The following is an 11,683-nucleotide window of genomic DNA, read 5'->3' as shown; positions in this document are numbered from 1 at the left end:
CTCGGCGGCCGGTCCGGGCTCCGCCGGCATGAAACCGGGCGGCAAAGGCCCGGACGGCACAGACCGGGGCGGTACGGGCCCAGCAGGCGCGGACTCCGCGGAAACCGGCCCGGGCGGCGGGCCGGCAGCCCGGACAGCCGCGACCACCGCCTCTCCGGAAGCCGCCCCCGCACCACTCCGCAAACCCTTGTTGCGCGGCCGGAAGGCATCAGGAACCCCACCCGCCGACGGACCGGAAGCCCCCGGGGCCGCAGAACCCTGCCCCGCCGGACCGTCACGCCGCTCACGCCGGGGCGACCCGGCACGACCCGCCCCCGACCCCACGAGGCGGATGGCCGCCAAGGAACGGCCCGCACCGGGTATTCGGTCCCGGCTCGCGGGATCCGCGGCGCCATCCGTCTCCGCGTCCGGTGCGCCCTCCCCGGTGGGCGCCCGCCGGGGAGCGAACCAACCGCTCCCTCCGCCGTCTCCGGAAGGGCCTTTGTCGGCCGACGTAGTGGTCGGAGCGTCCATGGTGTGCCTCGCCTCGAACATCTTTCGGTCGGTCTGCGCACTTCCGCTGCCCCGGAATGCGCGAGCAATTCCCCGCTTGACTCGGACTGTTGGCAGCCCACGTTAGCCCCCGGCCCACCCCTCACCGAGGCAAGAGCCGAAGGAATGTGACATTGCCCGCAGTCCCCGTCGCCGCAGCATGGCAGTACACGTCACCACCCGGGACAAAGAGCGCGAAGTCCGGGCATCCACACCGGATTTCCCGTTATGCTGCATCGCTCCCGTGCCCATTCGCCGCCTCCGGCCGCGGACTTCGCGACGCCAGGGGTCAGCGTATTACCGTCCCGGACGCACCAGTTCATACGCCTCACGCAGGTCGCCTCCCACGTAGGTGTGCGTCGCCAGCCCCTCCAGATGGTGATCCGCGTTCACGGCCACCGCCAACGGCACCGCCGCGAAGATCTCCGCATCCGACATCGAATCACCGTAGGCAACACAGTCGTCCAGTCCCACCCCGAACTCTGCACACAGCCGGTCCGCGATCTTCACCTTCGCGGCCGGGTCGAGAATGCCCGCCCGATCGACCGGCTCCGTAAAAGGCAACACCGGCCACCGCGAACCATGAGCCGCATGCGCACCCCACGCCAGCAGCCTCTCCACAAAAAAGTCGGGCGACAGGGAGATAACAGCGCAGTAATCCCCCTCTTTCCGGATGTCCGCCCACACCTCACGAATACCACCCAACCAGGGCGCACCCCGGAAAGCCGCATCCACCTGAGCCGTCGTGAGCGCCCCCCACAACTCCCGCGCCCGCACCGCGAACTCGTCCGGCGCCAGCCCACGCGTCAAGAACTCGTCCTCCAGCGCGGCGATCTCCGCACCCAGCCCCAACTGCCGGGAGATCTCCACAGCCGCGGCCGAGCCCCGGATCAGAGTCCCGTCGAGATCGAACAGATGCAGTCTGCGTACGGTCGCCATGTACGCCGAGGTTAGTACGGGCGGATACTCCCCCCGTCAGACGCCCGACGCCCCGGCGCAGGGCACCGTGTTTCACGTGAAACCACTAGAGCGCCCCACCCGACGCGCCCTCCTCGTCGCCCACGTCGCCACCTCCGTCAGCTGGCTCGGACTCACCCTCGGACTGCTCACCCTCGGCATCACCGCCTCCACCACCGGCGACCCCGACACCACCCACGCCGCCTACCGGGCCATGAAAATCCTCGTCGACCGGCTGATCATCCCCATCGCCCTCGCCGCCCTGCTCACCGGCGTGATCCTCTCCCTCGGCACCCCCTGGGGCCTGGCCAGACACCGCTGGATATGGATCAAGTTCTGGCTCACCCTCGCCACACTCGGCGCCACCACCCTCGCCCTGCGCCCCACCATCAACGCCGCCGTGAACGCCGGAGTCCCCGACCCCAGCCTGATCGCCGCCCCCTGCGTCGCCAGCTCCGCGTACCTCTTCATGACCGCCCTCTCCGTCCTCAAGCCCTGGGGACTCACCCGGCGCGGCCGACGCCTGCGGAACCTGCGAAACCTGGCGAGTTCACACAAAGCGGTGGACGGACGATCACCCGCTCCGACACGCTGACTCCCATGCCGACACCGCACCCCGCCCCGCCGATCCGTCGCCTGACCCTGGCCGACCTCACCGCCTGCGCCGACCTCGCCGAGGAACGCGGCTGGGCACGCGAGGAACACAAATGGGCTCTGCTCCTGGCAGCCGGCACCGGCTACGGAATCGACGCACCGGACACGGACGGCAACGGCCTCGCCGCGATGTGCGTCACCACCTCGTACGGCCCCGCACTCACCACCTTCGGCATGATGATCGTCGCCGCACGGTTCGGCCGCCAAGGCCTCGGCCGCCGGCTCCTGACCCACGCCATGCACGAAGCCGGCGACACCCCCTTCGCCCTCCACGCCACAGCCCAGGGCCGTCCCCTCTACGAACAGCTCGGCTTCCACGCGGTCGGCGACACCCACACCGTCCACGGACACTTCCGCTCCCCGGAACCCCCCATCACCGCCCACGGAACCGCCACCACCCGGCCCGCGACCGCCGACGACCTGACCGCCCTCGTACGACTCGACAACGAGGTCTTCGGAATCGACCGCACCCACCTCCTCGCGCGGCTCCCCTCCTTCACCGACCGCCTCCGGGTCGCCGAACACGGCACCACAATCACCGGATACGCCGGAATCTGGCCCTCCACCTCCTGCGACGCCATCGCCCCACTGATCGCCCAGGACACCGACACCGCCTACGCCCTGATCCACGCCCTGGCCGCCGAAACCGACCGGCCCGTCCGCCTGGACATCGACGCACGCCACACCGACCTGCTCGACCGGCTCAAACACAGCGGCCTCGACCTCATCTCCTCCACCACCACCATGACCCGCGGGATCCCCGACCTGCCCGGCGACTGGACCCGCCGCTACGCCCCCCTCAACCTGGCCATGGGCTGACCGGCGGCCCACCCGCATCCTCAGGGGCCGCGGATCGCCCCGGCGTAGGCTGCCGATCATGAGTGACCTGGAGATACGACCGGCAGGCCCCGACGACCTCCCCGCCATCGTGGCCCTGCTCGCCGACGACCCCCTCGGCGCCCAGCGCGAATCCCCCGACGACCTCACCCCGTACACCGCCGCCCTCGACCGGCTGACCCGGGACCCCCACCAGCACGCCGTCGTCGCCGTACGCGACGGACGCGTCGTCGGAACCCTCCAGCTCACGATCGTCCCCGGCCTCTCCCGGCGCGGCGCCACCCGCTCGATCATCGAAGCGGTCCGCGTCCACGCCGACGAACGCGGCAGCGGCCTCGGCACCCGGTTCATCGAATGGGCGATCGAGGAATCCCGCCGCCAGGGCTGCCACCTCGTCCAGCTGACCTCCGACACCACCCGCACCGACGCCCACCGCTTCTACGAGCGCCTCGGCTTCACCGCCTCCCATGTCGGATTCAAGCTGAGTATCTGAAAACCGCACCCTTTTCCGATTCGTCTCGTTGCCCCCGGCAAGGGGGGCGGTCATGTGTACGGAACACGTCCCCCGACTCGAACGGGCCAGGCCGGCCCAGGAGGAGACGGACCCCCACATGCTGAACGAGATAGCTCTGACCGAATCAAAAACCCTGCGCGCGAGCGTCGCGGAACGCGACGAAGTCCTCGACAAGGTCAAACAACTGGCCCTCTCCCCGGACGGCCTCCACGCCACGACGAAGGACGTCGCCTCGTACTTCGAAGTCGGCGAGACCGTCGTCCGCGCGCTCATCCATGACCACCGGGACGAACTCGAAGCCAACGGGTACCGGGCTCTGAGCGGCGAGGAACTGCGTTGCTTCAAGCAACTCTGTGGGATCACGTCCCGCAGCCGGTCCCTCGGAGTCTTCTCCCGGCGGGCCGTGCTGAACACCGCGATGCTTCTCCGCGAGAGCGTTGTCGCACGTCAGGTGCGTACGTACCTCCTCGACACCGAGGGAAGCGCTCGCCGCGAGCCTGTGGACAACCTTTTCCACAGGCTGACGGAGTGGGTCGACGAGCGCATCTCCGAGGCCCTCGTCCGCCATCTGGCTACGCGCGTCGACACGGACGTGACCCGTGTCGCCGAGGACGCGGTCCGTGCCACGATCGGCCGGACGGTCGTCCCGCTCCTCAACGTCGCCGTCCGGAACGACAGCGAACACCGTGACCGCATCGAGGCGCTCGACGACGAAGTCACCCGGCTCAAGCGCGTCCTGCGGGAGCGCGAGGCCGCCGGTTCGATGGGCGCGCTCGACGCCATGAACCCCCGGCAATTCGAACAGCACATCGCCTGGCTGTGCCGGCGCGACGGCTGCGACCGGGTCACGGTGACCGGCGGCCACGGCGACACGGGAGCCGACATCGTGGCCTACACGCCCGACGGCCGCCGGATCGTCGTGCAGTGCAAGTCCCGTACGCCGGCGGCGACCATCACGAGCGGCGATGTGCAGCAGTTCATCGGCATGGCCAAGCTGGAGTACAAGGCCGACATCTCGCTCCTGGTCGCCACCTGCCCGTTCACCCGTGACGCCTTGCTCCTGGCGACACGGCACGACGTGACGGCGGTCCATCGCGGCCTGCTGGAGGCCTGGAACAGCGGCGCGACGCTCCAGGTGCTCCAGAAGAGGTAGAACCGGTCCGGCGGAGTGCGCCACGGCACAGGACGGGGCCCGAAGTCGCAAGGACCACAGGCGGCTTCGGGCCCGTCGGGCAACGGTACGGATCCGGCGGGCGGCATGTCCGGTTTCACGTGAAACATCCGCCTGGGTGACACATCGCCCGGCTTTACGGCCTGAGGCCCCGCCAGCCCTCCGCGTCCACACCGCCCGGCACGTCCGCCTCGGGGTCGTACGGCTCGCGGGTGAAGACGAACGAGCCCAGGTCGAGGTGGCGCACCGACCCGTCGGCCCGCCGCACCACCCGCAGCGTCTCCCCCGCGTAGTATCCGTCGAGCCCCGTCCAACCGCCGTCCGGCCGGGCCTCGAACCGGGAGCCACGGCCGCCCCCGCGCAGCGGATACAGCTCCACCCCACCGTCCGCCACGAGTTTCAGCGCCACTGCCTGGGTGCCCCAGTACCAGGGCCCGGTCAGCTCCAGCAGCGCCGGGTCGACCTCGGGCAGCGGCCTCCAGGGCTCCGGGATCCGGGGCTCGGCGTCTGCCACGATCGCGATGAGGTCGGTCGCGAGCGGGCCCACCAGCGGCCCTCCGGTGGCGTTGGCGAGCGCGACCGCGGCCACCCCGTCCGCCACGCTCACCCACAGACCGGCCAGAAAGCCCGGCAGCGAACCGCCGTGCCCCACCAGGGCCCGGCCGTCCCGGCGGATGAGTTGCAGCCCGAGGCCGTAACCGCCGGCCCCCTCCTCCGGCTCCGGCGGGGTCGACGGCGTCGCCATCTCCCGTACGGAAGCGGCGGACAGGACCCGGTCGTCCCCCTCGGCGAGAAACACGGCGAACCGGCAGAGGTCCGCCGCGGTCGACCACAGCTGCCCCGCCGGCGCCATCAGACCGAGATCCACGGCCGGTTCGGGAAGCATCACATCGGCCCAGGGATGCACGGCCCAGGCACCGGCATACGGAGCGACCGGCCGGGCGGTCGTACGGTCCAGGGACAGCGGCTCCAGCACCTCACGCCGCAGCACCTCCTCCCACGGCGCGCCCCGCAACGCCTCGACGAGCGAACCGAGCAGCGTGTAGCCGGGGTTGGAGTAGTGGTGGCGCCGCCCCGGGGTGTGCCGTACCGGCTCCTCACCCAGCACGTCGGCAAGCGTCGGACGCAGGGTGCCCGGCGTCCGCTCCCACCAGGCGCCCGGCGTCTCGGCGGCGAGACCCGCGCTGTGCCCCAGCAGCTGGAAGACGGTCGAGCCACCCACACCGGTGCCCGGCAGGTGCTTCTCCAGCGGGTCACCGAGGTCGAGCAGCCCCTCGTCCCGCAGCCGCATCACCAGGACGGCGGTGAAGGTCTTGGTGATCGACCCGATCCGGTACTGCGTGTCCGCGTCCGGCGCGTGGCCGTCCACACAACTGCGGGAGCCCGTCCACACCAGCCGGCCGTCCCGCACGACGGCCCCGACGACCGACGGCGCCCGCCCCTCGGCCTGGGCGACGGCGAGACGGCGGAGCAGCGCGCGCCGCGTGGCGGGCAGCAGGTCCTCGGGCGACTGAGGTACGGCAGGAGAGGTCATGGACCACATCTACCGGCGCCGGCCGGTCCAGTCGACCTCTTTCTCTCGCGTCCCGGGACGCCCACGGCGCCTCGCCGAACACCTCGAACCCCTCAAGTACCGGACACCGCAAAGAAAACGGCTGGACACCCACCCCCACGATGAAGAGAGTGGCGCCCATGACCTCACTCGTACGCCACGTCACCGTCGACTCCGCCGACCCCTACACCCTCGCCACCTTCTGGGCCCAGGTCCTCGGCAGCGCCGTCAGTGAGGACGACAACCCCGGAGACCCCGAAGCCCTCGTCGTCACCGAAGGCGCCGGACTGCTCTTCGTCCAGGTCCCCGACACCAAAACCACCAAGAACCGCGTCCACCTCGACATCCAGCCCCAGGACCGCACCCGCGACGAAGAGGTCGACCGCCTCCTCACCCTCGGCGCCACCCTCCACGCCGACCACCGCCGCCCCGACGGCACAGGCTGGGTGACCCTCACCGACATCGAAGGCAACGAATTCTGCGTCGAACGCGCCGCCGCCGAACGCACCCAGGACTGACCACCGACGCCGGCCCGCGGCCGGCCCCCTACCCGGTTCACCGATCAGATCGCGCACCGATGAGTTTCCCGCGCCGCGCCGGTCTGCAAGCATGAGACCGACTCACGGAAGGCCGGCCCCATGCGGAAACTGATCTACGGCATGAACCTGTCCCTGGACGGCTACATCGCCGCGCCCGGCGACGACATCGGCTGGAGCACGCCGAGCGACGAACTGTTCCAGTTCTGGTCCGACCAGTTGCAGGCCACCGACCTGTCGCTGTACGGGCGCAAGCTCTGGCACACAATGAGCTCCCACTGGCCCACGGGCGACCAGCAGCCCGACGCCACCCCGGCGGAGATCGAGTTCGCACGCCGCTGGCGGGACATGTCGAAGGTGGTGTTCTCCTCGACGGTCGACAAGGTCGACTGGAACACCCGCCTCGTCACCGGCGACGCCGTCACCGAGATCACCCGGCTCAAGGCCGAGGACGGCGGCCCGATGGACATCGGCGGCGCGACGCTCGCCGGGGCGGCCATGCGGGCCGGACTGATCGACGAGTACGTGCTGGCCACCGCACCGGTGCTGGTGGGCGGCGGCACGCCGTTCTTCGCCGCGCTGGACAACTGGGTGAACCTGAACCTGCTGGAGACACGGACGCTCCCCGGCGGCGTGACCCTGACCCGGTACGAGACAAGGCGCTGACCGCCGTCCGAGACCGTACAGCCACCCCGCTCAGGTCTGCGCCATGTCCACAAAACGCGAGTAGTGGCCCTGGAACGCCACCGTGATCGTCGCCGTCGGACCGTTACGGTGCTTCGCCACGATCAGGTCCGCCTCACCCGCGCGCGGCGACTCCTTCTCGTACGCGTCCTCCCGGTGCAACAGGATCACCATGTCCGCGTCCTGCTCGATCGACCCCGACTCACGCAGGTCCGACACCATCGGCTTCTTGTCCGTACGCTGCTCAGGACCACGGTTCAGCTGCGACAACGCGATCACCGGCACCGCCAGCTCCTTCGCCAGCAGCTTGAGGTTTCGCGACATGTCGGAGACCTCCTGCTGACGGCTCTCCGCACGCTTCGAACCACCCGACTGCATCAGCTGCAAATAGTCGATCACCACCAGCCGCAAGTCGTTGCGCTGCTTCAGACGACGGCACTTCGCCCGGATCTCCATCATCGACAGGTTCGGCGAATCATCGATGTACAGCGGCGCCTGCGACACATCCGGCATCCGCCGCGCCAGCCGCGTCCAGTCCTCGTCCGTCATCGTCCCCGACCGCATGTGGTGCAACGCCACCCGCGCCTCCGCCGACAACAGACGCATCGCGATCTCGTTGCGCCCCATCTCCAGCGAGAAGATCACGCTCGGCAGATTGTTCTTGATCGAAGCCGCCCGCGCGAAGTCCAGCGCCAGCGTCGACTTGCCCATCGCGGGACGAGCCGCGATCACGATCATCTGACCGGGGTGCAGACCGTTCGTCAGCGAATCGAAGTCCGTGAACCCCGTCGGCACCCCCGTCATCTCACCGCTGCGCGAACCGATTGCCTCGATCTCGTCCAGCGCGCCTTCCATGATGTCGCCGAGCGGCAGATAGTCCTCACTGGTCCGCTGCTCGGTGACCGCGTAGATCTCCGCCTGGGCGGAGTTCACGATCTCGTCGACGTCCCCGTCCGCCGCGTATCCCATCTGCGTGATCTTCGTACCCGCCTCGACGAGCCGCCGCAGCACCGCCCGCTCATGGACGATCTCCGCGTAGTACGAGGCGTTCGCCGCGCTCGGCACCGACTGGACCAGCGTGTGCAGGTACGACGCCCCGCCGACCCGCGTGATCTCCCCCCGCTTGGTCAGCTCCGCCGCCACCGTGATCGGGTCGGCCGGCTCCCCCTTCGCGTACAGGTCGAGAATCGCCTGAAAGACCGTCTCGTGCGCCGGACGGTAGAAATCGTGCCCCTTGATGATCTCCACGACGTCCGCGATCGCGTCCTTGGACAGCAACATGCCACCCAGGACCGACTGCTCGGCGTCCAGATCCTGCGGGGGCACCCGCTCGAACCCGGTCGATCCGCCGTCCCACGCGCCGTCGTCCCGACCGCGCTCGTGCTGCTCCTCGCGGCCCCGGCCCTCGCCGCGGCGCTGGCGGGAGACAGGCAGACGGTCACTGGGACCGGTGTCGGTCCAGGGGTCGTCCAACGGCTCGGGAATGGTCACCGGCCACCTCCTCACGTCCGCTCAGCGGACCTCGCCGTGCCACTCTTTCTACGGCACGACACTGACAAAACGAGAGGCCTGACTCCGGTTCCGGCGCGTCGGACGCCGGTCCACGGTAGGCCCGTCCGCGACGTCAGCCAATCTTGTTATCCACAGGCCATGTGGACGAGAGACCAGATGCTGTGGAGAACTCGCCCGATCCTGTGTACGGACCGGGGGACAGCACTGTGGACAAAATCATAGAGACCCCGCCGCAACCATTCTGACCTGGGCTTTTTCCGTCCACCGGCTGTGGGGGAGAAAAACTTTCCCGACTGGACCAAGATCAGAACAAACGACGCACCACCGAGCCCCGAAACCCGCTCCACGTAAGGAGCGCAGCTCCTTTGCGTCTCTTACCTGTGGAAGATTAGATTGAGCGCATGACACAGGCCCCCCTGGCAGCCAAGGCGACCCGCCGCCGGCACGACCGCGAGATCCTCGCGCTCGCCGTCCCCGCCTTCGGCGCGCTCGTCGCCGAACCGCTCTTCGTGATGGTCGACAGCGCGATCGTCGGCCATCTGGGTACACGTCAGCTCGCCGGACTGGCGATCGCGGCGGCCCTGTTGACGACCGCGGTGAGCGTTTTCGTCTTCCTCGCCTACGCCACCACCGCGGCCGTCGCCCGACGCGTGGGCGCGGGTGATTTCCGGGCCGCCATCCAGCAGGGCATGGACGGGATCTGGCTCGCGATCCTGCTCGGCGCCGGGGTCATCGCCGTAACCCTGCCCGCCGCGCCGTGGCTCGTCGACGTGTTCGGGGCCTCCCCCACCGCGGCGCCGTACGCCATCACGTATCTGCGCGTCTCCAGCCTCGGCATACCGGCCATGCTGGTGGTGCTGGCCGCCACCGGGGTGCTGCGGGGGCTCCAGGACACGAGGACGCCCCTGTACGTCGCCGTCGGCGGCTTCGGCGCCAACGCGGCGCTCAACGGGTTGTTCGTCTACGGCTTCGGGTTCGGGATCGCCGGGTCCGCGTGGGGGACGGTGATCGCGCAGTGCGGCATGGCGGCCGTCTATCTGGTGGTGGTCGTACGGGGAGCGCGCCGGCACGGTGCGTCGCTGCGTCCCGATCCCGGGGGGATTCGGGCGGGCGCGCGGGCCGGAGTGCCGTTGCTGGTCCGTACGTTGTCGCTCCGGGCGGTGCTGCTGATCGCCACGGCGGTGGCGGCGCGGCTGGGGGATGCCGATATCGCGGCTCACCAGGTCATTCTGTCGCTCTGGAGTCTGACGGCTTTCGCGCTGGACGCGATAGCGATCGCCGGGCAGGCGATCATCGGCCGGTATCTGGGGGCGGGGGACGTCCGGGGGGCGCGGGAGGCGTGCCGGCGGATGGTGCAGTGGGGGGTGGTGTCGGGGGTGGTGTTCGGGGTGTTGATTGTCCTGGCGCGTCCGTTGTTCGTTCCGTTGTTCACGGGGGATCAGGTGGTGCGGGACACGTTGGTGCCGGCGTTGTTGGTGGTGGCGGTGACGCAGCCGGTGTCGGGGGTGGTGTTCGTGCTGGACGGGGTGTTGATGGGGGCGGGGGACGGGCGGTATCTGGCGGGGGCGATGGTGGTGACGTTGGCGGTGTTCGCGCCGGTGGCGTTGGCGGTGCCGTCGTGGGGTGGGGGGTTGACGGCGTTGTGGTGGGCGATGGGTCTGATGATGGCGGTTCGGCTGGTGACGTTGTGGGGGCGGACGCGTTCGGGGCGGTGGTTGGTGACGGGTGCGACGCGGTGAGATGTCCGGTTTCACGTGAAACATCGCGCGTGACGGGCCGGCGGGGGCAAGCGTGTGGAACGGCGGGAGGGCCGCATCCCCGGCTGGGATGCGGCCCTCTCGTGTGTTCTGTCGAGCGCTGCGGTTACGCGGCGATGACCTCGATGCCGAGCTTCGCTGCGACCTCGGGGTGGAGCCGGACGGACACCTGGTGCGAGCCCAGGGTCTTGATCGGCGAGCCGAGTTCGATGCGGCGCTTGTCGACGTCCGGGCCGCCGGCCGACTTGATCGCCGAGGCGAGGTCGGCGGGGGTGACGGAGCCGAAGAGGCGGCCGGCGTCGCCGGAGCGGACGGCCAGACGCACCTTGACGCCTTCGAGGCGGGCCTTGATCTCGTTGGCCTGCTCGATGGTCGCGATTTCGTGGATCTTGCGTGCGCGCCGGATCTGCGCGACGTCCTTCTCGCCACCCTTGGTCCAGCGGATCGCGAAACCGCGCGGGACCAGGTAGTTGCGGGCGTAGCCGTCCTTGACCTCGACGACGTCGCCTGCGGCACCGAGGCCGGTGACCTCGTGAGTGAGGATGATCTTCATGATTCGGTCACCCTCCCCTTATCGCGCGGTGGACGTGTAGGGCAGCAGCGCCATCTCACGGCTGTTCTTGACGGCCGTGGCGACGTCGCGCTGGTGCTGTGTGCAGTTGCCGGTGACGCGGCGGGCACGGATCTTGCCGCGGTCGGAAATGAACTTCCGCAGCATGTTCGTGTCCTTGTAGTCCACGTACTGGGTCTTGTCCTTGCAGAATGCGCAGACCTTTTTCTTGGGCTTGCGCACAGGCGGCTTCGCCATGTGTATCTCCTGTTTTGATCAAGAAGTGGGGTAACGAGCCGTCCCTCAGAAGGGGGGCTCGTCCGAGTAGCCGCCGCCGGAGCTTCCGCCCCAGCTGCCTCCGCCGTTGCCCCCGCCGCCGCTGGGCGGCTGGCTGCCGCCGGCCGGTGCGCTGGTGGCCCACGGGTCGT

Annotated in this window: 12 protein-coding genes; 7 read left to right on the top strand and 5 right to left on the bottom strand. The window is 69.6% G+C overall.

Annotated elements, in window-relative coordinates; translation table 11 throughout:
- Positions 1 to 828 precede the first annotated feature (828 nt).
- On the bottom strand, positions 829 to 1,470 hold the full coding sequence (locus tag GT042_RS25075; RefSeq protein WP_161310996.1) for an HAD-IB family phosphatase: 642 nt from the start codon (positions 1,468 to 1,470) through the stop codon (positions 829 to 831).
- Positions 1,471 to 1,546: 76 nt separating this feature from the next.
- On the opposite strand from GT042_RS25075, the gene GT042_RS25070 reads away from it, so the two are divergent.
- From GT042_RS25070 to GT042_RS25055, 4 genes are read left to right on the top strand one after another with little or no spacing between them, the layout of a single operon-like run.
- A complete protein-coding gene (locus GT042_RS25070; RefSeq protein ID WP_161310995.1) occupies positions 1,547 to 2,083 on the top strand; it encodes a DUF2269 domain-containing protein in 537 nt (178 codons plus the stop codon).
- Positions 2,084 to 2,088: 5 nt separating this feature from the next.
- The gene (locus GT042_RS25065) at positions 2,089 to 2,961 is read left to right on the top strand and encodes a GNAT family N-acetyltransferase (RefSeq protein WP_161310994.1); all 873 of its coding nucleotides are present in this window, start codon (positions 2,089 to 2,091) and stop codon (positions 2,959 to 2,961) included.
- A gap of 58 nt (positions 2,962 to 3,019) precedes the next feature.
- Positions 3,020 to 3,472, top strand: coding sequence for a GNAT family N-acetyltransferase (locus tag GT042_RS25060; RefSeq protein WP_161310993.1), 453 nt, complete (start codon positions 3,020 to 3,022; stop codon positions 3,470 to 3,472).
- 52 nt (positions 3,473 to 3,524) lie between these two features.
- Positions 3,525 to 4,646, top strand: coding sequence for a restriction endonuclease (locus GT042_RS25055; protein WP_237531148.1), 1,122 nt, complete (start codon positions 3,525 to 3,527; stop codon positions 4,644 to 4,646).
- Positions 4,647 to 4,800: 154 nt separating this feature from the next.
- On the opposite strand, the gene GT042_RS25050 is transcribed toward GT042_RS25055, so the two are convergent.
- A complete protein-coding gene (locus GT042_RS25050; protein ID WP_161310992.1) occupies positions 4,801 to 6,198 on the bottom strand; it encodes a serine hydrolase domain-containing protein in 1,398 nt (465 codons plus the stop codon).
- Between the two features lie 158 nt (positions 6,199 to 6,356).
- Here GT042_RS25050 and GT042_RS25045 point away from each other — a divergent pair, with 158 nt between their 5' ends.
- Positions 6,357 to 6,734, top strand: a complete 378-nt coding sequence (locus GT042_RS25045; RefSeq protein ID WP_161310991.1) for a VOC family protein — start codon at positions 6,357 to 6,359, stop codon at positions 6,732 to 6,734.
- A 120-nt stretch (positions 6,735 to 6,854) separates the two neighbouring features.
- Entirely contained in the window at positions 6,855 to 7,418 is a 564-nt protein-coding gene (locus GT042_RS25040) for a dihydrofolate reductase family protein (RefSeq protein WP_161310990.1), read from the top strand.
- A 30-nt stretch (positions 7,419 to 7,448) separates the two neighbouring features.
- Here GT042_RS25040 and dnaB read toward each other — a convergent pair whose 3' ends face one another.
- Positions 7,449 to 8,927, bottom strand: coding sequence for a replicative DNA helicase (gene dnaB / locus GT042_RS25035; RefSeq protein WP_161310989.1), 1,479 nt, complete (start codon positions 8,925 to 8,927; stop codon positions 7,449 to 7,451).
- Positions 8,928 to 9,349: 422 nt separating this feature from the next.
- Here dnaB and GT042_RS25030 point away from each other — a divergent pair, with 422 nt between their 5' ends.
- Positions 9,350 to 10,687, top strand: a complete 1,338-nt coding sequence (locus tag GT042_RS25030; protein WP_161310988.1) for an MATE family efflux transporter — start codon at positions 9,350 to 9,352, stop codon at positions 10,685 to 10,687.
- 124 nt (positions 10,688 to 10,811) lie between these two features.
- On the opposite strand, the gene rplI is transcribed toward GT042_RS25030, so the two are convergent.
- On the bottom strand, positions 10,812 to 11,258 hold the full coding sequence (gene rplI, locus GT042_RS25025) for a 50S ribosomal protein L9 (RefSeq protein ID WP_161310987.1): 447 nt from the start codon (positions 11,256 to 11,258) through the stop codon (positions 10,812 to 10,814).
- Between the two features lie 18 nt (positions 11,259 to 11,276).
- Positions 11,277 to 11,513 carry a 30S ribosomal protein S18 gene (gene rpsR / locus GT042_RS25020; protein WP_003967857.1) on the bottom strand — a complete coding sequence of 79 codons (237 nt, stop codon included), beginning with the start codon at positions 11,511 to 11,513 and terminating at the stop codon, positions 11,277 to 11,279.
- Positions 11,514 to 11,683: the final 170 nt, after the last annotated feature.

The organism is Streptomyces sp. SID3212, assembly GCF_009865405.1.
Taxonomy (GTDB): domain Bacteria; phylum Actinomycetota; class Actinomycetes; order Streptomycetales; family Streptomycetaceae; genus Streptomyces.
This window is presented reverse-complemented; position numbering and strand designations above follow the sequence as displayed.